This is a genomic window from Chryseobacterium sp. W4I1, assembly GCF_030816115.1.
In the GTDB taxonomy this organism is placed as follows: domain Bacteria; phylum Bacteroidota; class Bacteroidia; order Flavobacteriales; family Weeksellaceae; genus Chryseobacterium.
Genome location: NZ_JAUSXQ010000001.1, coordinates 3,444,099 through 3,467,538, shown reverse-complemented (window position 1 = coordinate 3,467,538; position 23,440 = coordinate 3,444,099). Strand labels below are relative to the sequence as shown.

Sequence of the window (23,440 nt, the reverse complement as noted above, 5' to 3'; positions counted from 1 at the left end):
ACACAAACATGAAAAAAATAATCATTCCTATTGGTCTTCTGCTGATCACCCATTCAGCATATGCCCAGCTTACCCAGGAAGAAAACTATATCCAGTCTAAAACCTATTTGGACTACAATGGGACAACACCTACCAAGATCTCAGAAACCGTTCAGTATTTTGATGGCTTAGGAAGACCTAAACAAATTGTAGGTGTAAAAGCATCACCATTAGGAAGAGATGTTGTAAATCATATCGAATATGACGGATTCGGAAGACAAACTAAAGATTTTTTACCTATCCCACAATCTTCAACACAAAATGGAGCTATTTTTCCTACACCACTAGGTAATGCACCAGCTATTTATGGGGGAGAAAAAATCTATGCGGAAAAGGTTTTGGAAAACTCTCCATTGGACAGGATCCAGCAGCAGATTCAAGTTGGAACAGCCTGGGCAAATAAGCCCGTAACCTTTCAGTACGATACCAATGCCCAATATGAAGTCTATAAATTTACAACCAATACCTCCTGGGTAAATAATGCCACATCATCTGCTTTAGTTCTGGAATATTTTCCGCCAAACCAATTATACAAGAATACAGTAACTGATGAAGATGGTAATATCACTATAGAATTCAAAAATGGGCAAGGGCAGGCTGTAATGGTAAGAAAATTTGATGGGACATATTACACTGACACCTATTATGTGTATAATGAATATGACCAGCTGGCATTTGTTATTCCTCCTAAAGCATTACAAGGACCTATTACAGATACCGTGTTAAACGATTTGTGTTACCAATACCGTTACGATGGCAGAGGCCGTTTAGTGGAAAAGAAACTACCAGGCAAAGGCTGGGAATATATGCTATATGATAAACAGGATCGTCTAGTAGCTACTCAAGACACTATTTTAAAAGAAAAAGGTCAATGGCTGTACACCAAATACGACCAGTTCGGAAGAGTGGCAATCACGGGAATAGGAACAGGTTATCAAAGAAGCGTTGAACAATCAGAAATAGATGCTTTAGGCTCTAATAATGTCATTCGTGTAGCTACTGCTTTTAACAGACAGGGCATGGATGTATATTACGGAAATCAGGATGTTACTTATCCGAATTCTACAAAATGGGTTAAGATATTAACATTAAATTATTATGACACTTATCCTCCATACAGCTTTAATCCTTCTTTCCCCTCAACCATCCAGGATGAGCCTGTTTTGACCGATACTCCTGCAGATGGAAGAAGCACCAAAGGACTTCCGGTGATGAGCCTGGTGAAGAATATTGAGGACGATAACTGGACAAAGAATTATACCTATTACGATACTAAAGGACGCTCAATAGGAACTCATTCCATTAACCATTTGGGGGGGTATACTAAAACAGAATCTAAGCTTGATTTTTCAGGTGTTCCACAAATTGCAGTTACAAGACACAAAAGACTGGCTACTGATAATGAAAGAGTCATCACTGAAAACTTTACATACGATCACCAGAACAGGCTTTTGACCCATACCCATCAGATAGGCAGCAACCCTGTTGAATATCTGGCTCAAAACAAATACAATGAGCTTTCCCAGCTGGAATCTAAAAAAGTTGGGGGAATAGCTATAGCATCACCATTACAGACCATAGATTACAAATACAACATCCGTGGCTGGATGACACAGATTAATGATCCCGTTAACCTGAACGGAAAATTATTCGGATATGAGCTTAGATACCATAATCCAGTCAATACTACTTTTGCTATGGCAAAGTATAACGGGAATATTGCAGAAGTCGATTGGAAGACTTCAAATGATGGTGTACTAAAAAAATACTCTTATAATTATGATAAATTAAACAGACTTAAATTCGGACATTATTCTGAGCCTAATAGTACTGTGCCACTGGAAGATCATTTCGGGGAATCTATAGAATATGATCTGAATGGTAATATTACCCGATTATATCGGAATGCTAAAAATACAACCAACGGAATGGCAATGCAAATTGACAATTTAACGTATAACTATGCAGGTAATAGGCTGTTAAATGTAACGGATGCTTCCCAGAATTATTCAGGGTATGTTGGAGGTGGAAATACTATTGGCTATGATTTGAACGGAAATATGACGAATCATGTAGATAAAGAAATTACAAATATTCAGTATAATTTCCTCAACCTTCCTTCTATTCTTACTAAGAATAATAATACAAGTCCTTTCGGGGGTATTATCTCCCATCTTTATGGAGCTGATGGAAGAAAACTTAAAAAAGTATATTCTTATTACAAAAAAGATTGGCAGGGAAATACAAACCTTGCTCTAACGACTACGGATTATTTGGATAGTTTTCAATATGTACTTGAAGGCATAGGATTTGGATGTATTGATTGTCCTCCTCCTACACCTGATTTACAGTTTGTACCGACCTCAGAAGGTTATTTTGATTTTGTAAAAAATAAGTATATTTACAACTATACAGATCATTTGGGAAATGTACGTTTGAGTTATTTCAACAATGGCAGCAACACAGCAGTTCTTGAAGAAAACAATTATTATCCGTTTGGTTTAAAACATGAAGGATATAATGCTTTGACAGGAAATCCTGCTTATAAGTATCAATATAATGGCAAAGAATTACAGCAAGAAACGGGAATGTATGATTATGGAGCGAGAATGTATATGCCTGACTTGGGAAGATGGGGTGTGGTAGATCCTTTGGCGGAAGTTAACAGAGCTTGGTCACCATATCGTTATGCTTATAACAATCCTATTCGTTTTATAGATCCCGATGGAAGATTAGAAGGAGATTTTATAAGTGAAGATGGAACATATTTGGGTAATGATGGTATTGATGATAAAAAAGTTTATGTAGTAAAAACAACAAAATCAAGCTTTGATTCTGGCGCACCATCTGCAGGAATATCTAATAAGGATAGAAAAGCAACAGAAAAATTTATTACCGAAAACTCTGGAAATACTTCCGCATTTCAATCAAATAGTTTAGCTTATGATAATAGTGTTGAAATTACAGGAAGTCCTGATACACGTCAAGGGATGGTAGACATAGTCAATCAGGATAATGGAAAAGGAGGGACATCTGATGCAAATAATAGAGAATACGGAGGTAGAATTAAAAAAGACGGTACTGTTGTAGAATCTCCAATGGGACCTGTTCGCGATCCCGCAACAGATCCAAATGCAAGTATTTCGATTACTAGCTATGGAAATCAATCTATATTTCACTCGCATCCAAGTGGAAGTAAAACTGAATCATCAGGTTCAAATAATATTATGGGATCATCTTCTGCAACGATAGGAGGAACTACAACTACAAGTAGTTGGGGGAATGCACCATCAAATCAAGGAGGAGATATTCAAAATAGTGGAACTGCAATTAATTATGTTTTCTCCAGATCAAATGGAACTGTATATATTTATAATAATACAGGTGTCAAAGCGACTATTCCTCAAAAATACTTTGTAACCCCTAAAACAAAATAGAAATGAAAAGAATAATATCTTTAATCTGTATTTTTTTACTTTGTTCTTTTACGATTAAAGCTCAAAAATTAGACAATGAATATAAAACTTTAAAAGATGATGCTATAGTAATTAGTGGTGATGATTTTTATAATTTTTATAAGCAAGAATTGAGTAAAGATATTCAAACCGAAAATTGGAAACTTTATATACAGCAACTTTCTACTAAGATTAATAATTTATATTTACTAGACGAGAATAATCGAGGTTTTAAAATAAACACTATTTCTAAAATACAATTCAAAGAAATTGATATTTATGATAAAAATAACAGAAGCCTTTTAAAAAAAGGAATAAATGTATGGAAAATCATAGAAGTATTAAACGGAAATAGAATCACAATCAACATTATGGATTTTAAAATAACATACAAGAATAAAAACTATCAGTTTACAAATGTAGGAGGTTCGGTAATAGTGTTTGAATATTCTTGTAAAGAAAATCAATGGAAGTTATTAACCGTAAAACATTTGGGTATTTAAATAAACAACTTCTCTCAATTGAATGGAATTATAGAACTACAAGTACAACGGGAAGGAGTTGCAAGAGACTGGAATGTATGACTATGGAGCGAGAATGTATATGCCGGATATTGGAAGATGGGGAGTGGTGGATCCGTTGGCAGAAAAGATGAGAAGACATTCTCCTTTTAATTATGCTTTCAATAATCCAATTAATTTTGTAGACCCTGACGGAAGAGAAGGTACAGGATGGATTAAGTCAGTTGTTGATGGGCAAACATCTTGGACTTACGATAAAGATGTTCATTCATTACAAGATGCTCAAGATAAAAAATATATGGGAGTTTAGGAATATCAAGATGCTTTAACAATAACAGGAACAGATAGTAATGGCAATCAAAATTATCAATATAATTTAAGTGATACAGGAGTTGCAACCGACTCTAGTGGAAAGGTTATGACTGAATCCTTTACAACTGGAGCAGGAACTCAAATTGGAATTAATCCTGATAGTCAAAATGTTGGCAACTGTAGGCCAATTAAAATTAGCTGGATCTGGAGGAATGGGGGTAGAACTTAGATACAGTTCAATAGTTGGTTATGGATGGTCTGGAGCCCTAGTTATGTTTCTGCTGATAATAATAATGGAAGTTCTTTTTATGCCAATATAAATTTTGATGTGGATTATGATGTGGGTCCATCTTTAAGTATGTATAGCGTAACTCCTGCCGAGGGGCATGATTTTAAAATTGGAGATTTTGCAGGAAATGGAATGAGTTATTCAGGAGGTGTTCCATTTCTTAATGCATCTTACGGAGGAACAGACTATGATGGCAGATTTCAATTACGGGATATGAATCCGAGTAATTTTGGACTCAATAATAACGGAGCAAAAGGTTATACAACTTTTGGTATTGGAACTAATCCAATTGGCGCAGGTGGATCTTATCAATATGGTGCAACGAAACTTTTTTGGACAACACCACTTAAAAATTAATATTAAAATGTTTAAGAATAATAAAATAACAGTTATACTTTCATTGATTGGATTCCTAGTTCTTTTTATCTATTTTAATTCGGAGAAAAAAGATTTGTCTGATTTTTTTAAATCAGGAACAGAATCATTCCTAGACGATTTTTCTCCGATTGAAATGAACAAAGAAGTATATTTAGGTGAGATTGCAGATACGGCAAATCACATGAATGCTTACATGAATTTTGGAGAAGTCTGTTTACCTATGCTTGACCAATGGACAGGAAAAATTCATTTAGGTGATCATGTTTCTAAAGAAAAAGATAGTTTAACATTATTGATTGAAAGAGATAATAAAATATATTATCTACATTTTGATAATAAGAATTTTAATGGAGCCCCACCTCCATGTAAATGCGAAAAATTAAAGAAAAATAATCACTAGTCCTAAATAATCGTTACAGATTAATAAGATAAAAATACTAATATGTGCTATAACAATAGATTCGTTACAAATTAAGAGAGGGTTTTCTTAGCCATAAAAGATACCGGAAATAAAAGAGGAGACCTTTTGGGTCTCCCTTTCCGTATATCTAAAAGCCTAGTGCTGGTAGGTTGCTCCCCAGCAGAGCCTACTTCCTCTTGGGCTTTGAAACTAAATTAATATTTTTTTGTTTTATATAACTTAAATAAGTATAATTTCTGGGCAATATTACTTCATTCGAGTCCCAAAATTTTGCAGTAACATCAGGCTGAATAGGGATGAGATGTTCCAACAACTGTAACTTTTCCCAAGGCGTTTTTCCATTCAAAGAAGAGTGTGGTCTTTTCTTATTGTAGAACTCCTGCCATTCAATAGCTAAAGCATTTAAATCAAGATCTGGATCAGATAAATCTATTAGTGACCAGAATTCGGATTTGTCAGTCTGTTGGGTTCTTTCTACTTTACCATTTAAATGAGGGGATCTGGGCTTGATGGGCCTGTATTTGATAAAATGCTCATGCAATTCGTATTGAAAGGAATAATTAAAAAATTCCGTTCTCCAGTCAGTTTGAATATGCTGTATAGGAAAATAGAATGTATCCAAAATTTCACCTAAAAAATGTATCGTACTTTCTGCTTTTTTATTAGAGTAGATCCTAATAACTTTCATTCTTGTAAATAGATTTTAAGCCAATCTTTGCGAGCCTTAACTTGCTGTTGTTGTTTATTCATGGATAAAGGTTTTAAACTTTACACCATAAATTTAAGTCATTTTTGTAGCGGATCTATTGATACTTTATAATTAATCAAAAGCAGCTTCTCAAAATCGGGTTTGTCCTCAATGGTAACCTTCTTCTGAGATGATATTTTCGTAGTTCAGAATCTGATCTGCACTAAGGTTAAAAAGCTTAGAAAGCTTCAACAACTCATCTACCGTCTGTGACCGTTCTCCAGCTTATTGTAATTGCTGTTGCCAATAGCGAGATGTGAATAAACTTCTTTCTGCATAAGTCCTTTATCTTTTCTTACTTCTGTAAGCCGCTTACCAAAGTTATAGACTTCATAAATGTATTAACATAACAGCCTCCTAATAATTACTTCACCCTTCCCGGATTCTGCTTCAAAAAACTATCCCATCCGCTATACGACTTTGTATCTGCAATAGTCCCCGAGTTGAAATGATGGCATACTGCGACAGCCAGGCCATCCGAGGCATCTAAATATTTAGTAGGAAATTCCTTCAGATTTAAAAGGTTTTGGAGCATCCCTGCAACCTGCTCCTTGCTGGCGTTTCCGTTTCCGGTGATGGCCATTTTAATCTTTTTGGGTGAGTATTCCGTAATAGGGATATTCCTGTGCAGGCTTGCGGCCATGGCTACTCCCTGAGCCCGGCCCAGTTTGAGCATACTCTGCACGTTTTTACCGAAGAACGGAGCTTCCAGAGCAACTTCGTCAGGGTGGTACTCATCGATCAGTGCTAATGTTTTGTCAAAAATATATTTCAGTTTGGTTTCGTGGTTCGGATATTTTTTTAGGATCAGTTCGTGGATAGAGATCATTTCCATTTTACCCTTTTTAATGGAAATAATGCCAAAACCCATAATTGCTGTTCCCGGGTCAATACCTAAAATTATTTTCTCTGAAATCATTCATCAAAGATAGGGTTTTATAAATATTTTCTGATACAGTTGAGATAAAAGCTTCTTTGAGAATTCAGTTTTCCTGTAAAGCTTTTTCGGCAATGGGGATCCACTTTCCATCGTGGCGAAGAAGTGAAATTTTATTAACTATAAATTTAGTTCTGTATTCTTTATTCTTGTAAACTTCCCACGCCTTCAGGTAATTGTCATAGCTGAGGTCTCTATAGCCGACCGTCATATGTGGAGTGAAAGTGTATTTTGTAAAATTGAAGTGCTGTTTTACTCTTTGGTGAAGAATGTTTAAATTATTGTTGGTTTCAGGCTGAACAAAAAGGACAGGATTCTTTGGGTTAGGAAAGCTTCCAAAACCGTTCAGAATGATTTCAAAAGGAGACATATTTGTATCTATTTTTTGAAAAGCTGCATGAATGTCACTTTCCAGTTCCAACTCTCTGGAAAAAGGAGGAAATAAAGTAATATGGGCATCATTTTTTATGGCCTTTGAATTTCCGTAATTCAGCATAAGATCTTTTTTGAAAACCTTCACTTCTTCAATAATTTCCTGGGGCGGATAAATGGCAATGAAATACATTTTTTTCATAGCTCAATGTAATATTTTTTTAAACATATATATAAAATCTAAAGACTACCAATTAGAATAAGAATAACACGCTAATACGGCTTGATATTTCATTTATTTTTTCCTATTTGCTGCTTCCCGGTTCATACCTTGTTTATGTATATGCAGATTTTGCTTTAGCAGTTTTTGTAATGTTGTTGATTTTTAGTTTTAATGTTTTGATTTAAGCTGCAGCAAAGTGTTTTCCAGATTATCCGTTATCCTTTTAACTTCGATATGGGGGCGAAAAGTTGAACTTTTGCCTTTTTCTTCATCTGCGATATTAGACAGTATAATGACAGATGTTTTTGTCTGAGGATAATAAATATTCAGAGAAGGGGAGCCTTTCACATAGCCGCTGTGAAAATAGCTTTCGGGCCTTCCCATATTCAGCATGATCCCATAGCCATAGCCCATCTTTCCAAAAATCGCATGATGCCTTACTGCCCCTTTGGAGACGAACTGTTTTAAAGTTTCAGGTTTCAGGATTTTTCCACCATAAAGAGCATTATTCCAGATGTGTAGATCTTCTATGGTGGAAAGAATTCCGCCTGCCGGAGTTCCTATGTCTTTCCCACCTAATCTTTTCGGCATATTGGGAACTATTTGTGCATCTTTGCCATTACCCAGGTAAGCACTGGCAAAGTTTTTTCCTTCAAAAATGTTTCCGGTTGACGAATTTTTCATGCCTGCCTTTTTGAAAAGCTCCAGCGCATTTTCGTCATAAGTTTTTCCTGAAACAGTTTCCACAATTTTGCCCAAGGCATTGAAACCGTCATTAGAATAGAAAAAATCTGAGCCACTCTTGAACATCAGTTTTCCTCCGAAAAGATTTAATCCTGAAGTATGATTTAAAAGCTGATGAATAGTGATATTCTCGTATTCTTTGGTCCTGAATTCTTTTAAATAGTCAGATACTTTGTCAGTAACATTCAGCTTTCCCTGTTCCATCTGAAGAAGAATAAGAACAGCTGTGAATTGCTTACTTATAGATCCGATGGCAAAAACGGTGCTGCTGTCTATTTTTATTTTATTCTTGAAATCTGAATAACCATTCTCTTTCTGGTAAAGCTCTGTTGAATCCTTGAACACAGCAATGCTGCCATTGAAATCATATTTTTTAAAAACAGAATCAATCTGCTGTTTCAAAAGTGTCTTTTGAAAAGCCATGACCGTAGAATCGATGATTGCATTTTTGTCAACAGGTTTTGAGGTAGAAACCAATTCATTTTTACATGAAAGCAAGCCGGATGCAAGTACAATAAGTACAAGAAAAGAGTGGAATTTTTTTATCACAGTGTGTATTTATATTAAAATTGGAAATATCAAATAGAAATATGCCTATTTAAAGGTAACAAAATCCATTGAAGTCTCAAAGACAAGCAAAATTTATGCTAAGACAGGAGAATTGTTTCTAAGTATTTAATATTTTTGATCAAATTATCCCTTAACTCCACAACCATGATGAAAGAATACTTGAAAAACGATTCAGACCAAATTGACCATATCCTGGAAATGATAAAGAAACAGGGAACTGAATTCCTGAATAACATCAATGAAAGGATGACTTCCGTAGATAATACATTAATATCAGGTAAAGCAGATCTGTCGGAATCTGGTTTTGGAACTGAAGAAACATTGAGAATATTCAATGAAAGATTTGAACCGATTATGGTAGGCTCATCAGGTCCGAGGTATCTCGGATTTGTCACAGGAGGATCCACACCAGCTTCTATTGCCGGTGATTGGCTGGCTACAATTTATGATCAGAATACACAGTCTGCAAAAGGACAGGGAGACATTTCAGCCAATGTGGAGCTCGAAACCATAAAGATTCTGCTGGAACTTCTCGGACTACCACAAAATTTTCTGGGAGGTTTCGTCACCGGAGCTACTATGTCGAATTTTACATGCATGGCTGTTGCCCGCCAATGGCTTGGAAAAGAACAGGGAAGGGATATTGCTAAGGAAGGTATTTCCGGAAAGATCAATATATTAACAGCTACACCTCATTCTTCATCTATAAAATCCCTGTCACTTTTGGGGATTGGAAGCAGTAATATTATAAAGATCAAAACAGCAGGAGAAGATCGGGAAGCTATCGGTATTACGGATCTGGAAGATCAGATTATGAAACTTAACGGAGAACCATTTATTTTAATTTCCAGTGGAGGAACAGTCAATACAGTTGATTTTGATGATTTCAATGCAATACACCAATTAAAAGAAAAATATAATTTCTGGTGGCACATTGATGCGGCTTTTGGAGGCTTTGCGGCATGTTCAGAAACTTATAAACATCTTGTTGACGGCTGGGAAAATGCAGACAGCATTACGGTTGACTGTCACAAATGGCTCAATGTTCCTTATGAAAGTGCTGTCTTTTTTGTAAAAGAAGACTACAAAATTTTACAGGTAGAAACTTTTCAGAATTCCAATGCTCCTTATCTTGGAGATCCGTTGGAAAGCTTTAGCTATTTAAATTTTCTCCCCGAAAACTCAAGAAGATTAAAAGCACTTCCTGCATGGTTTTCAATCATGGCTTATGGGAAAAAGGGCTATCAGGATATTGTAGAAAATAATATAAAACGATCTCAACAGTTCGGGCAGTTGATTAAAAATAGCAATGACTTTAAACTTCTGGCTCCTGTTCGGCTAAATACGATATGCTTTACTTTAAAAGATGAAAGAAAACAGGATGCAGTAGGAAAGTTTTTGGAAATGCTTAATGGTACGGGAAAAGTTTTTATGACCCCTACTTTTTATAATGGTCATAAAGGAATCAGGGCTGCTTTTGTCAATTGGAGAACCGGTGATAAAGATATTCAGATCATCTTTGATGTGATGAATAAAATTATCTCAGAGATGGAATGATACCCATAACTTCCTTGTTTTAAGCTGGGTTTATTTAAGGATCAGATCACAGAACCAGAAAATATATGATCCGTCTTCATCTTCAGGGCTGGCTTTAGGTTTGGGATATGTTTTCTTTACCGTTTCCCCGACTTCAAAAAAAACAGGCTCTTTAAAAATAGGTCCGTCGAAAGTAAAAGTGTGAAATTCTCCATTTTCGCCGCATGGATCAATATCTTTCGGCAGATCGCGAATAAAATCTTTATCGATGATCCTTCCTGCAAAGCTTTTATCCAGGTAAGTTTCGTTGACGCACGTAACAATCGTTTTAAAGCCAAGGTCCAGAAACTCATGGATAAGGTCTGTCGTGTTCTTTTTCCAAAGCGGGAAAACAGCTTTCATTCCGATGGTTTTCAGCTGGTCTTCACGGTATTTCCGGAGATCTTCCAGGAAGATATCTCCAAAGATCGATTGGGTAATTCCCATAGCCTGAATTTCAGCCATCGTTTTATTCATGAGATCACGGTACTCTTCCATAGACGGTTCTTTTGGAAGCTCCATTTTAATCAAAGGAAAACCCAGACATTTAGCCTGCTTTTCCAGAAGCGACACATGAACACCATGCATAGAAATTCTCTGAAATTCTTTATTAATGCTTGTAAGCAGGGTAGTAACTTCGTACTGGTCTTCCTGCAGAACTTTGTAAAGGGCAAGCGCAGAATCTTTTCCGCTGCTCCAGTTGAATACGGCTTTGGGTTTCATTAATTCATTCTGCATTTTATTTTGCTGCATCATTCATTTCTGCTTCAAATTGTGCTAATCCGGCTTTGGTGCTTCCTTTATCAGTTGCTGTTTGCCATTCTTTCTTGGCTTTGGTTTTGTCACCCAGACTATAATAATAGCTTCCTAAAACCGTATGACCTTCAACCTCACCCATGCTGATGATTTTTTGTCCTAGCTTGATAATTTCAGGATTCTGTTTAGGCTTTTTCAGTTTGTTTTTTAAAACAGCTTCCATTCCTCCAATATCATTCATAACCATTAATCCAAATTTTTCCATACATGCCTTTGCAAGTCCTCTGGTACACAAATCATCAATGGTTTTTGTATAATTTACCATTGCATTTTCATCAAATAATTTCTCAAGATCATTGGTTTTTGTTCTTGTTTTACGGTAATATTCGTAAAGAAGCTGTGCGTTTTTCTTAGCCAGAGCGTCATCTTTTCTGTTATTTTCAGCGATGCTGTCTTTCTTCAGATCCCATTTGGTGTTTTTTACCCAGGATGAATTTCCGGACAAACGGTTTTTAGAAATCTTAAAAATAAAAATATCCTTATCCGGAAAAAGGACTACAGAATCATTTTTTACAAAGTAATCTCCTTTTCCATATCCTGCAATATCAACCTTTCCGTTGCCATCAAAGGCAAAATATGGGTATAACGTTTCTTTAGAATTAGTCATAAAATAACCCTGAAGGTTATTATTGGCTTCCTGAGCGTTGAAGAATCCACTGAAAATAATTCCTATCAGGAACAAAATGTATTTCATTAGTTAAAATATTGCTATTGTGTAAAAATACAAAAAACCTCAAAGAAAATTCCTTGAGGTTTAAATTATAATATAACTGAAATAGCATTCAGTATTATTTAAAATGTCTGTTCGACAGGACTACATATTTCTTCTGTACTTACCACCCACTTCAAATAAAGCGTTGGTGATCTGTCCAAGAGAACAGTATTTCACGGCATCCATCATCACAGCAAATAAGTTCTGCTGGTTAATAGCTGCATATTGTAACTTTTTAAGGGCTTCCTCAGATTTATCCTCATTTGATTTTTGGAAATTATGAAGCGTTTCAATCTGAACCTGCTTTTCCTCTTCAGTAGAACGGATCACTTCGCCCGGACGAACCGTTGGTGAACCATCTTTTCCAAGGAAAGTATTCACTCCAATGATCGGATATTCTCCTGTATGTTTCAGCCATTCGTAATGCATAGATTCTTCCTGGATCTTAGAACGCTGATACATGGTTTCCATAGCACCAAGAACACCGCCTCTCTCTGTAATTCTGTCGAATTCTGTATACACAGCTTCCTCTACAAGGTCTGTCAGTTCTTCAATAATGAATGACCCCTGTAATGGATTTTCGTTTTTAGCTAAACCTAATTCCTTATTGATAATCAATTGGATGGCCATTGCTCTTCTTACCGATTGCTCAGTTGGAGTCGTAATCGCCTCGTCATATGCGTTTGTGTGAAGAGAATTACAGTTGTCATAAATTGCATAAAGAGCCTGCAGCGTCGTTCTGATATCATTGAAATCAATTTCCTGAGCGTGAAGAGAGCGTCCTGAAGTCTGGATGTGGTATTTCAGCATCTGGCTTCTTTCGTCTGCCCCGTATTTCAGCTTCATAGCTTTTGCCCAGATTCTTCTTGCTACACGTCCGATTACTGAATATTCAGGATCGATACCGTTGGAGAAGAAGAAAGATAAGTTGGGAGCAAAATCATTAATATCCATTCCTCTAGACAAATAATATTCCACATAAGTGAAACCATTTGCAAGTGTAAATGCCAGTTGGGAAACCGGATTCGCACCCGCTTCAGCGATATGATAACCTGAAATAGAAACAGAGTAGAAGTTTCTTACTTTTTCTGTAATAAAAAACTCCTGAACGTCACCCATTAATCTTAGGGCAAATTCAGTAGAAAAAATACAGGTATTCTGAGCCTGATCTTCTTTTAAAATATCGGCCTGAACCGTTCCACGAACTGTAGCAATCGTTTTTGCCTTGATTTCTGCATACGCATCAGCAGGAATCACTTCATCTCCTGTAATTCCCAATAGTTTTAAACCTAAACCATTATTGGAAGGAGGAAGCTCCCCATTATATTTAGGTCTTTCCAAGCCTCTGTCGTCAAATTTGGCTTTTAAAACAGCTTCAACTTTAGATTCAAGCTTATGTTCAGCAATATATTTTTCAACATTCTGATCGATGGCCGCATTCATAAAGAACGCTAAAAGCATGGGAGCCGGACCGTTGATCGTCATGGAAACTGAAGTCATTGCATTAACCAGATCAAATCCTGAATACAGTTTTTTAGCATCATCCAGTGTCGCGATAGAAACTCCGGCATTTCCGATCTTACCGTAAATATCCGGTGGTAATGCTGGATCCTGACCGTAAAGCGTTACAGAGTCAAAGGCGGTAGACAGACGTTTTGCATCCATTTCTGCAGAAACATAATGGAATCTTCTGTTCGTTCTTTCCGGACCTCCTTCTCCCGCAAACATTCTTGTAGGATCTTCACCGGTTCTTTTGAACGGATAAATCCCTGCTGTATAAGGGAATCCTCCCGGAAGATTTTCCTGGCCCTTCCATTTGATCAGGTCACCCCAGTCAGTGTATTTTGGTAAAGCAATTTTTGGAATCCTTAAGTGTGATAAAGATTCTGTTGAGGTTTCCACCTTAATCTCTTTTCCACGTACAAAATAAGAATAGAATTCTTCATGGAACGCTTTTTTTGTATCATCCCATGTTTTCAGGAAATCAATATTTTCCTGCTGAAGGTCTTTTTCAGCTTTTTGATATTCGGTGTCTAATGTTTCATTGGATAAGAAACTTTTTACCCCTTCTATATGATACATTTTTCTGGCAAGCTCGGCCTGCTTTTCTACTGTTGCATCATACTGCTTGTTATTTTCTACAATTTCAGAAAGATAACGGACCCTTTTCGGAGGAATGATTGTTACTTCATCGGTAATTTCCTGCTCAACAAATCCTTGTAAATTTAAATCTGAGAACTTATCGTTTACTTTTGCAACTAATCTGTTGTAAAGTTCCGTAGTTCCGTGATCGTTGAACTGAGATGCTTTTGTAGCATAAACAGGCATTTCATCCAACGGCTGTTCCCAAAGCAAATGGTTTCTCTGGAATTGCTTTCTTACTGCCTGAAGCGCATCAAGAGCTCCACGTTTGTCAGATTTGTTTAAAGCAACAAGATCTGCGTAATCCAGCATGTCGATTTTTTCAAGCTGTGTGGAAGCTCCATATTCCGGAGTCATCACGTACATTGAAACATCAGCAAAATCTGAAACTTCCGAACCGGACTGTCCAATCCCTGAGGTTTCCAGAATAATAACATCCGGATGAGCCAGTTTCAGTACATTCAAAGCTGAATGGATGAAAGGCGAAACTGAAACGTTATTTTCTCTTGTTGCCATAGAACGCATATAAACTCTTGGATCATTGATCGCATTCATACGGATCCTGTCTCCTAACAACGCACCTCCGGTCTTCTTTTTAGAAGGGTCGATAGAGATAATGGCAATTTTTTTATCAGGATTTGAGCGGATGAAACGTCTTACCAGTTCATCTGTTAAAGAAGATTTTCCGGCTCCTCCTGTACCTGTGATCCCGATGATCGGAATATTTAAATCTTTTGATTTTTCGTCAATTGCTTTTACCAGTTCAGGTTTTTCCTCTGAAAAGTTTTCTACTGCTGAAATAATTTTAGCAATGCTGGTAGAGTTTTCAAAATTAATTGAATCTAAATCATCAGCTGTAATATCTTTTCCGGTTGCGAAATCAGATCTTTTAACCAGATCATCAATCATTCCCTGTAGACCAAGTTCACGGCCGTCATCCGGAGAATAAATCCTGTCGATTCCATAAGACATGATATCTTCAATTTCTTCAGGCAGGATTACACCACCGCCACCACCGAAAATTTTGATCTGTGGTGAATTTTTTTCTCTTAAAAGGTCATAAATATATTTGAAATATTCGTTGTGACCGCCCTGGTATGACGTTAATGCAATTGCATTGGCATCTTCCTGGATCGCTGTATTCACAACTTCCTCAGCAGATTTGTCGTGGCCAAGGTGGATGACTTCACATCCTGTTCCCTGGATCACGCGTCGCATGATATTGATCGCAGCATCGTGGCCGTCAAATAATGACGCCGCAGTTACGATTCTCACTTTATTGGTTGGAGTATATTTTTGGGTTTCCATAAAAAATCTAGAAAATTTCTGAATTTTCAAATATAATAATAAAATAAGAACCGTTTGATTTTGGTTATAAATTTGATTATTAGCTGATTATGTGTTTGCTTATGTTTGACTTTTCCCCATCTTAACAATCATTCGTTTAAAAAAGATAAGTAAATTCTCTATTTTTGCAGTCTATTTTTATAAATATGCAAAAAGCTCTGATATATTTCGCCTTAGGAACAGTAGTCAGTTTCCTGATTAATTATTTCTTTTTAAGCACACAGAATATAGGATTAGACCTGTACTATGCTGTGGCTTTCGGCTGCGCCTGGGGATTGGCTTATTATCTGGATACACCGGATTTTTCCCTGCCTAAGAAAATGGGGCTGTCATTTGCGGCAATGGGGGTTCTGGTTCTGATAGGAACTTTATTATTTAGCCTCCAGCTTGCTATTCCGTCTATCCTGAAATTTTCTACAGTTTTTGTGGCATATTATTTAATTGCCAGTTTCAGAGCCAATAAGTCTCTCCGCCGTTAGTGCATTAATAAGAAACTAACGATTCCCAGACCCATCAGTAAGAAAGTGAAAATAATGGTGTTGATAAAAAACAGAAGGGCACCTACTAGTATCGTCAGGGCAGGGTGGGTTCTGTATGTTTTATAATGAGCTATAAAAAAATAGCATCCTGCGTAAACAACTGCAGATGTGGTAAGCAGTCCTTTTATGAACATGATAAAAGTATTTTCATCAAAATAGCTTAATACTTTATTCAATACAAAAAGCAGCAGGGTAAGCAATAGTAAAAAGGAAAAGTAGTGAAGTGTAAATACTCCGTGATCAAAGTACCACCATTTTCTTTTACTGTGAAAGATCCACAGCAGGAAAGCAAATAGTGGAAGATATATAAAGAGTGCTTTGGGCAGGTTATGGATGGAACTCTTTATAAACAGATTGGTGATCTCATTAGGAGAATGACCTTTTTCCTCCAGTTCAAAAATCTTGGCAAGGAAGGGACGGAAAGTTTGATATTTCTGGCCATTTTTCTTCTCCCTGTTATCAAAGTCTTCCATAGACTTTAATCCCAAAGATTTTGTAATGCTCTTACTTGTAAATATGTTTTCAACGTCTATATCATCTTTCTTATTAATCTGGGAGGAATCTAATGCATGAGCCAGCATCCCGCCGGTTAAAGAATCTGCCTTTGCCACTTCAGGAGACTGTAAAGCATTACGGACCTCTTCATTTTTAGCCACTTCTTTCTTAATTTCATTATTGATTTCTTTTCCTTTGTGGATCTGAACTCCCTCTTTTCCGAAATTCAGATCTGTTATTTGGAATGAAATAAAAAGGAATGTTACAAAACTGATAAAAATATAAAGTTTCACGGGAGGTACAAACCGGGCTCTTTTCCCTTCCATGTAAATCTGAGTAAGTTTTCCGGGTTTGAAAAGAAGATTCTTCATCGTTCCCCAGAACTGTCCGTCATAATGGGTGAAATCTTCAAAAAAGTGAGTGAAGAGATAATAAAAAGGGTGGCGGCTTTCGATATTCTCCTGTCCGCAGTGTGGGCAGTATCTTTCTTCGACCTGATGCCCGCAGTTCAGGCATGTTTTATCTTCTCTTATTTTTCCGTGACCCATGGATATTGTAATATAGTTTGCACAAATATAAATATTTCGCAATATAAAATAATCACATTGATAAGTTTTGAGGGGAATTTTTAAAGTAAAGTTAATAAAGAAAGAGTTGAGGGACAAACTCTTTACTTTATCATTTGTGTTTTTAGAATCTTCGAAAATTTTTCATTCATCGGTGATTCATTTTACAAGTTCTGTGCCAAAAGTAAAATTGTTGTTAATGCCTGTTAAAGCCTTTTTAAAGTTCTTATTAAGATTTTAAAACTTGAAAAGGATCAGAAGTGCGTAAGGGTTACAATATAAGTAGTTGAAATTCTGCAACTACCGAACGGAAAATGAATTGTAAAGGTAAAAAGTGTTTCATTTGATCAAAGGAAAAGGAAGATGCTCAAATAGATTAAATAAAATATGTTTTTGGGTTACGAAAATTATTTGTACCTTTGCACACCCTTTTAGGGGAAAATTATGTTTAATCTTTAACTAAAACGTGTGAATACATTAAGTTACAAAACTGTTTCAGCGAACAAAGCTACTGCTAATAAAGAATGGGTTGTGGTAGACGCTGAAGGACAGCCGTTAGGAAGACTAGCTTCTACGGTTGCAAAGATTTTGAGAGGTAAGCACAAAACGAACTTTACACCTCACGTAGATTGTGGTGATAACGTAATCGTTTTGAATGCTGGGAAAATTACGCTTTCCGGAAATAAGTGGGCTGATAAGACTTACATCTGGCATACAGGTTATCCTGGTGGACAGAAGTCTATGACTGCGGCTGAACTTCAAAAGAAAGATTCTTTAAAAGTATTGGAGAAATCTGTAAAAGGTATGTTACCTAAAAACAGGTTAGGATCTGCTTTATTGAAGAACCTTTATTTATATGAAGGAACTGAGCACAAACATGAAGCTCAACAGCCTAAAACAATTAATGTTAACGAATTTAAATAATTAATTATGTCTATAGTTCACAAAATCGGAAGAAGAAAAACTTCTGTAGCTAGAGTTTATGTAAGACCAGGTTCTGGAAACATTACAGTAAACGGTAAAGATGCTGCAACTTATTTCTCTACAGACGTGATGGTTTACAAATTGAACCAGCCGTTTATCCTTTCTGAGACTGTTGGTCAGTATGACGTTACCGTAAATGTTTTCGGTGGTGGTAATACAGGTCAGGCAGAAGCTATCAGATTAGGTATTTCAAGAGCTTTATGCGAAATCAATGCTGAATTCAGATTAGCCTTGAAACCTGCTGGTTTACTTACGAGAGATGCAAGAATGGTGGAAAGAAAGAAGCCAGGTCAGAAAAAAGCAAGAAAGAGATTCCAATTCTCAAAACGTTAATTTTCAGACTTCAGATACAAGATCTCAGATTTCAGAATTTTTTTGGTCTGTTATCTTATGTCTAAAATCTATTTATCAAAACAAAAAATTGCCCGTTACGTTTAGCATCCAAACGCTTCTCCCATCTAAAGAAGTTGTTGATTGTTTAAAAGACGGAAAGTAAACTAACAAAAACAGAAAACATGGCAAAAGCAAATGTAAAAGACCTTTTAGAGGCTGGCGTACACTTCGGTCACATGACTAGAAAGTGGAATCCAAATATGGCTCCATACATTTTTATGGAGAAAAACGGTATTCACATTGTAGACTTACATAAAACAGCAGTTAAATTAGATGAGGCGTGCAGCGCTTTAGAAAAATTAACTTCTGCAGGTAAAAAAGTTCTTTTCGTAGCTACTAAGAAGCAAGCGAAAGAAGTAGTTGCAAAACACGCTTCTGAACTTAATATGCCTTATATTACAGAAAGATGGCCAGGAGGTATGCTAACGAACTTCGTTACTATCAGAAAGGCGGTAAAGAAAATGAACCATATCGACAAAATGAAAAAAGACGGTACGTTCGAAACTTTATCTAAAAAAGAAAGATTACAGGTAGATAGACAAAGAGCTAACTTAGAGAAAAACTTAGGTTCTATCTCTGACATGGTTCGTCTTCCTTCTGCAATCTTCGTTGTAGATATTATGAGAGAACACATCGCTGTAACTGAAGCTAAGAAATTAGGTATTCCAGTTTTCGGTATTGTTGATACAAACTCTGATCCTAGAAAAGTAGACTTCGTTATCCCAGGAAACGATGATGCTTCTAAATCTATTGATATGATCTTAAACATTGTTTCTGATTCTATCAAAGAAGGTCAGTCTCAAAGAAAAGCTGATAAAGAAAAATCTAAAGAAGAAGGAGAAAAAGTATCTGCTGAAACAGATGCTGATTTCGATGCTGAATAATTAAAGATTTTCTTTAATATAGGAAAAACGCTGGATTCTGTCCAGCGTTTTTTTTTATTCATATTTAATCATGAAAAAACTCCCATTCAAAAGAGTGAGAGTTTATGTTAATTGCTGATCTTTATGGCGTGAGAAGTGGTAATAAATTTTGTAGACTGATACGATGAATTACACAGCATGCCGGACAATTTGTAATTCTGGTTTTTAGGAACCATAGTATAACCCACTCTGCCTGATGCTATTGGTATCTTTTTGAAAAAACCGTTTCCGCTTACGGTAAGAACCATATTGCACGGTGATTTATTTTCTACAGAAATAGACGTTCTGGGATTGGTAGGAGAGTCTTCATTAAGAAGATCGGTTAAAACATCTGCTGTTTCAGGCTTATAGGTCTTGATCAGTTCATTATATTCTCTTTCTGTACTCATTGCAGTATTTCCTACACTGTTTCCAGAACCCGAAGGATAAGAAGTTCTTACAGGATAGGTAGCATAGTTAGCTTCGCAGCTGACCAGAATAATTGAAATTCCTGAAAACACAAGCAGTTTTTTCATACCAGCTATTATTTTTTTAATCTTTTCTTTTTTGTTGGTTTTACCGGTGCCATTTCCTTTGGATCTTTCACTGTTTCATGTTTAGGGGAGCCCGGATTTTCAATCACTAAAAATATACTTTTTTTTATATCTTTCTGAGAAGAGTATCTTACATCGCAGACATTACTGTTTAGGCTGTATGAACCTTTGTTGAGGACAATGAAATTCTCTCCATGGGCGGGAACTGCCAGATTGTAAAAATCTTTTCCCTCAATTCTCAGAACAATATTACAGTCTGAATTATTTCTAAACAGAAGTACAGCCTCTTTTGAGGTAATATCTTCATCAAACATAGCGTTCAGAAGCTTTACTGTTTTTTCTTTGTGCTGATCAGAGGTTTCTGCAAGAAGTTTTTTAAATTCTTCCGCATCATTAGAGCTTGAGTTCCTCATGAATCTGTTCGGAATATCAGTCATTACGGGCCTGGCTTCCATGGGTTTGGAAGATTTGGCACCTTTTGTCCATTCAGCGTTCTTCAGAGCGATGAGTTTGGGTTTTAGCACCATCCTTTTAGGGTCTTCGGGATGTGCCTTTCTGAGGTACTCTTCAATTTCTTTGATATTTGTGCTTTTCAGGATCTCATTGTTTTTTTTCTGTGACTTCTGCGCAGAAGTAAAACCCGAAATCAGGAAAATGAAGAGGAGGGTCATTAAAGTTTTTTTCATCAATTTGGTTTATTCCATCAGCTTATCCGGAATTTTATATAGGTTATTGTTTTTCCTTTTGCTGAAAAAAGTTCTTCGTAATAGGTTTTTATGTCTCTAAGGTGTTCCGTACCGGGATCATATTCAGGAGCACCGTAAATATCGTGATGAGCTGAAATAATTTCATAGCCTGCGCCCTGCAGATATCCTAATGTATAACCATGAAGGAATTCAGAATCGGTTTTTAAATGAATAATGCCGCCTGGCTTCAGAAACTTTTTATATCGTTCTAAAAAGTCGGGATGCGTAAGCCTGTGCTTGGTACGTTTGTATTTGATCTGTGGATCGGGGAATGTGATCCAGATTTCATCAACTTCGTTTTCGGCAAAAAAATGATCTACAAGTTCGATCTGTGTTCTTAGGAAGGCCACGTTATTCATGCCATTTTCCACAGCTTCTTTAGCTCCGAACCAGAACCTTGCCCCCTTAATATCTATTCCGATGAAGTTTTTTTCAGGGAATGTTTTCGCAAGTCCTACAGAATATTCTCCTTTTCCACAGCCAAGCTCCAGAACGATCGGATTTTCATTCTTGAAGAAATCTTTTCTCCAGTTTCCTTTCAGGGAAATACCATTGATGGCATCCTCTCTTGTAGGCTGGATAACGTTTGGTAATGTCTTGTTTTCAGCGAATCTTGCTAATTTATTTTTGCCCATCGAATCATTTATAAAATCCCGCAAAAATAAGCAAATTTTACATAGATTGCCCTGCCTTTTACATATAAAAGAGTTGTGCTTAGAATATTTGCTTTCCGTCTATTGTGTTGCAGAACTTCCCAGTGCCACCATAATGGCTTTTTCGATAGTTTTTTGTGAGGCATACTGTGCCCCGCAGACCAGACTGGTGAAAAGATATTGTCCTTTGGTTATAACAATAGAACTTTCATCATGGGCAGGGATAGCAAGCCTGTATTTGGTAGTTCCAACCCCTTCCATTCTCACAATAATATTGCAGTCTGAATTATTTTTGATCAGAACAATACTCTCCTTGGAGTTGGGATCGTTATCAAACAGTGAGTTTAATATTTTTACGGTTCTGTTTTTGTGTTCCACAGGATTTACTGCCATCAGTAGATTGAATTCGTCGGCCTCTGCATTCGGAACAGCGGCATTGGCTGATGTATTGACAACAAATGTGTTCTGTGCATTACTTGGAGTATAGACTACAGTTGGTTGTTTTGCGGCAAGTTCTGCCTTGTATTTGGCGATCTGTTTCTGTTTGATAATGGCATTCATTTCATCGAAGCTGATCTTTGTAGATGGTCTTCTTTTCAGCAGGGCAAGCATTTCCTGCATGTCTTTCACTTTTTGGTCAGCGGGATGGGCATCCTTGATATATTGTGTCATCAGTTCCATTACCCTCGGCTTCAGGACAGATCTCCGGGGATCATCCGGGTGTGCATCTCTCAGAAATGCATTGATCTCGTAAATGTTTTTGCTCTTTATAATATTGGTATAATCTTTCCCCTTTTTCTGCGCAGATATGTTGAAGGAAAGAATGGAAATAAAAAGTAAAAGTAATTTTTTCATTGACAAATATTAATTAAAAAGGTTGAAGCTTTTCTTAATCTGTGTTTGGCCAATTAGTTTTCTCCATAATAACGACATCCTGCTGTTTTTATTTTAAACGTTTAATTGTGACATGAAATTAAGCATATTTTAAACAAAAAAAGAAATGTATACCATAAATTTTATATAGTATACATTTCTTTAAAGTTATTGTTATTAAAAATCTATTTAATTACCTCTTGGAGGTTGGAGGTTTTAAGTCTCTTCTGATAGATTGGCAGGTATTTTTCGATAGGTATTTTGATCGCCTCAAAATTGCCGGCAAGTACATATGCTTCGATATTTTCTGAAGTATAGACAAACTGAAGGAAATTGTCAATCAGGTTTTCAGGAATTTTGAATTTTGCAAAATAATCTTTGCCCAAATAATTCTTGATCTGACTCACAGAATTATTCATCCTTTCGTAGGCCATATACCTTTGTTTTTTCTTTCTGTCCCCCGAAAGTATATCATAAATACTCTCCAGGCTGAAAGTAAGTCCACCATCCCTTAATCCCGCAACCGGAAGTTCAGGAGATGTTCCGTCGCCTTTTGGTTCAGGAAGTCCGATTACTTTTTTCAGAGCCAGAGCCTTATCTACTTTTCTTATAGAATTTACATCATACCTTAGATTTCCCGTAGGCTTGAACCTGCTGAGTACAATTTCCTGGATCTCGTAATATGCAATTTTTAATTCAATTAAATTTTTCTGCTGTATCATCTCGGGAGTAAGCCTGATATCTTTCCGCTCTGTAACGATGGATGTAAAACGGATCACATCACCGGGAACTGCAGGAATATTATAACTACCATTGTAGTCAGTAAGCACTGTTTTCTGGGTATTCAGATTGGTTACATAAACCTGATTGAGATACAAGATAGAATTGTCTCTTAAAAATACATCTCCGGAATATATCTGTGCACTGACTTTTGCTAGAAAAACCAGCATTAATAGGGTAATTAGCTTCTTCATATAATTGGGGCAAAATTACGCAGAAATACAACAATTTATACCTGTTTAGATGGTAATTACTGGTTAAAGTTATATTAAACTTTAACATTAAACTGTTAATGAATGTTATAAACTTAAATAAATTAAAAGTATACAGATGAATTGCAGGTAAAACCATACT

Annotated in this window: 22 protein-coding genes and 1 pseudogene; 10 read left to right on the top strand and 13 right to left on the bottom strand. The window is 36.3% G+C overall.

Going from position 1 to position 23,440, the window contains the following annotated elements; genetic code table 11:
- The first annotated feature begins 8 nt into the window (after nt 1-8).
- The 5 genes and pseudogenes from QF044_RS16195 (at nt 9) to QF044_RS16175 (ending at nt 5,394) form a co-directional block, all read left to right on the top strand.
- Entirely contained in the window at nt 9-3,476 is a 3,468-nt protein-coding gene (locus QF044_RS16195) for a DUF6443 domain-containing protein (RefSeq protein ID WP_307269413.1), read from the top strand.
- 2 nt (nt 3,477-3,478) lie between these two features.
- The gene (locus QF044_RS16190; protein ID WP_307269411.1) at nt 3,479-3,997 is read left to right on the top strand and encodes a hypothetical protein; all 519 of its coding nucleotides are present in this window, start codon (nt 3,479-3,481) and stop codon (nt 3,995-3,997) included.
- 37 nt (nt 3,998-4,034) lie between these two features.
- Nucleotides 4,035-4,220 (top strand): annotated as a pseudogene (locus tag QF044_RS21615) (RHS repeat domain-containing protein); the annotation flags it as partial.
- A 360-nt stretch (nt 4,221-4,580) separates the two neighbouring features.
- The gene (locus QF044_RS16180; protein ID WP_307269410.1) at nt 4,581-4,973 is read left to right on the top strand and encodes a hypothetical protein; all 393 of its coding nucleotides are present in this window, start codon (nt 4,581-4,583) and stop codon (nt 4,971-4,973) included.
- A gap of 7 nt (nt 4,974-4,980) precedes the next feature.
- The gene (locus QF044_RS16175; protein ID WP_307269408.1) at nt 4,981-5,394 is read left to right on the top strand and encodes a hypothetical protein; all 414 of its coding nucleotides are present in this window, start codon (nt 4,981-4,983) and stop codon (nt 5,392-5,394) included.
- A gap of 187 nt (nt 5,395-5,581) precedes the next feature.
- Here the strand turns inward: QF044_RS16175 and QF044_RS16170 are convergent, their stop codons facing one another.
- The 4 genes from QF044_RS16170 to QF044_RS16155 form a co-directional block, all read right to left on the bottom strand.
- Nucleotides 5,582-6,103: an integrase core domain-containing protein gene (locus QF044_RS16170; RefSeq protein ID WP_307269406.1), complete on the bottom strand. Its 522-nt coding sequence runs from the start codon at nt 6,101-6,103 to the stop codon at nt 5,582-5,584.
- Between the two features lie 424 nt (nt 6,104-6,527).
- A complete protein-coding gene (gene ruvC / locus QF044_RS16165) occupies nt 6,528-7,082 on the bottom strand; it encodes a crossover junction endodeoxyribonuclease RuvC (RefSeq protein WP_307269403.1) in 555 nt (184 codons plus the stop codon).
- A 64-nt stretch (nt 7,083-7,146) separates the two neighbouring features.
- Nucleotides 7,147-7,674, bottom strand: a complete 528-nt coding sequence (locus QF044_RS16160; RefSeq protein ID WP_307269400.1) for a 2'-5' RNA ligase family protein — start codon at nt 7,672-7,674, stop codon at nt 7,147-7,149.
- A gap of 189 nt (nt 7,675-7,863) precedes the next feature.
- A complete protein-coding gene (locus QF044_RS16155) occupies nt 7,864-8,988 on the bottom strand; it encodes a serine hydrolase (RefSeq protein WP_307269398.1) in 1,125 nt (374 codons plus the stop codon).
- Nucleotides 8,989-9,156: 168 nt separating this feature from the next.
- Between QF044_RS16155 and QF044_RS16150 the strand changes: the two genes are divergently transcribed.
- On the top strand, nt 9,157-10,566 hold the full coding sequence (locus QF044_RS16150) for a pyridoxal-dependent decarboxylase (protein ID WP_307272055.1): 1,410 nt from the start codon (nt 9,157-9,159) through the stop codon (nt 10,564-10,566).
- A gap of 30 nt (nt 10,567-10,596) precedes the next feature.
- Here the strand turns inward: QF044_RS16150 and QF044_RS16145 are convergent, their stop codons facing one another.
- The 3 genes from QF044_RS16145 to QF044_RS16135 form a co-directional block, all read right to left on the bottom strand.
- On the bottom strand, nt 10,597-11,307 hold the full coding sequence (locus QF044_RS16145; protein ID WP_307272053.1) for a diphthine--ammonia ligase: 711 nt from the start codon (nt 11,305-11,307) through the stop codon (nt 10,597-10,599).
- Nucleotides 11,308-11,323: 16 nt separating this feature from the next.
- The gene (locus QF044_RS16140; protein ID WP_307269396.1) at nt 11,324-12,094 is read right to left on the bottom strand and encodes a hypothetical protein; all 771 of its coding nucleotides are present in this window, start codon (nt 12,092-12,094) and stop codon (nt 11,324-11,326) included.
- 120 nt (nt 12,095-12,214) lie between these two features.
- Complete coding sequence (locus tag QF044_RS16135; protein ID WP_307269394.1) at nt 12,215-15,562, bottom strand: methylmalonyl-CoA mutase family protein; 3,348 nt, start codon at nt 15,560-15,562, stop codon at nt 12,215-12,217.
- 185 nt (nt 15,563-15,747) lie between these two features.
- On the opposite strand from QF044_RS16135, the gene QF044_RS16130 reads away from it, so the two are divergent.
- Nucleotides 15,748-16,080, top strand: a complete 333-nt coding sequence (locus QF044_RS16130) for a hypothetical protein (protein WP_307269392.1) — start codon at nt 15,748-15,750, stop codon at nt 16,078-16,080.
- Here the strand turns inward: QF044_RS16130 and QF044_RS16125 are convergent.
- Nucleotides 16,077-17,183, bottom strand: a complete 1,107-nt coding sequence (locus QF044_RS16125) for a DUF3667 domain-containing protein (RefSeq protein WP_307269389.1) — start codon at nt 17,181-17,183, stop codon at nt 16,077-16,079. The genes QF044_RS16130 and QF044_RS16125 overlap by 4 nt on opposite strands.
- A 486-nt stretch (nt 17,184-17,669) precedes the next feature.
- Here QF044_RS16125 and rplM point away from each other — a divergent pair, with 486 nt between their 5' ends.
- The 3 genes from rplM to rpsB all read left to right on the top strand — a co-directional run bounded on the left by rplM (nt 17,670) and on the right by rpsB (nt 19,462).
- Nucleotides 17,670-18,125 carry a 50S ribosomal protein L13 gene (gene rplM / locus QF044_RS16120; protein ID WP_034706094.1) on the top strand — a complete coding sequence of 152 codons (456 nt, stop codon included), beginning with the start codon at nt 17,670-17,672 and terminating at the stop codon, nt 18,123-18,125.
- Between the two features lie 6 nt (nt 18,126-18,131).
- Entirely contained in the window at nt 18,132-18,518 is a 387-nt protein-coding gene (gene rpsI / locus QF044_RS16115) for a 30S ribosomal protein S9 (RefSeq protein WP_042722891.1), read from the top strand.
- A gap of 182 nt (nt 18,519-18,700) precedes the next feature.
- Nucleotides 18,701-19,462 (top strand): 30S ribosomal protein S2, encoded by a 762-nt coding sequence (gene rpsB, locus QF044_RS16110; RefSeq protein ID WP_034746531.1) that lies wholly within the window; start codon nt 18,701-18,703, stop codon nt 19,460-19,462.
- 107 nt (nt 19,463-19,569) lie between these two features.
- On the opposite strand, the gene QF044_RS16105 is transcribed toward rpsB, so the two are convergent.
- The 5 genes from QF044_RS16105 to QF044_RS16085 form a co-directional block, all read right to left on the bottom strand.
- Nucleotides 19,570-20,016, bottom strand: a complete 447-nt coding sequence (locus QF044_RS16105; protein WP_307269383.1) for a DUF6759 domain-containing protein — start codon at nt 20,014-20,016, stop codon at nt 19,570-19,572.
- A gap of 8 nt (nt 20,017-20,024) precedes the next feature.
- Nucleotides 20,025-20,720, bottom strand: coding sequence for a DUF6759 domain-containing protein (locus QF044_RS16100; RefSeq protein WP_307269380.1), 696 nt, complete (start codon nt 20,718-20,720; stop codon nt 20,025-20,027).
- 17 nt (nt 20,721-20,737) lie between these two features.
- Nucleotides 20,738-21,415: a tRNA (guanosine(46)-N7)-methyltransferase TrmB gene (gene trmB, locus QF044_RS16095; protein WP_307269378.1), complete on the bottom strand. Its 678-nt coding sequence runs from the start codon at nt 21,413-21,415 to the stop codon at nt 20,738-20,740.
- Between the two features lie 99 nt (nt 21,416-21,514).
- Nucleotides 21,515-22,288, bottom strand: coding sequence for a DUF6759 domain-containing protein (locus QF044_RS16090; RefSeq protein ID WP_307269376.1), 774 nt, complete (start codon nt 22,286-22,288; stop codon nt 21,515-21,517).
- A 203-nt stretch (nt 22,289-22,491) separates the two neighbouring features.
- Nucleotides 22,492-23,280, bottom strand: a complete 789-nt coding sequence (locus QF044_RS16085; protein WP_307269374.1) for a hypothetical protein — start codon at nt 23,278-23,280, stop codon at nt 22,492-22,494.
- Nucleotides 23,281-23,440 lie beyond the last annotated feature (160 nt).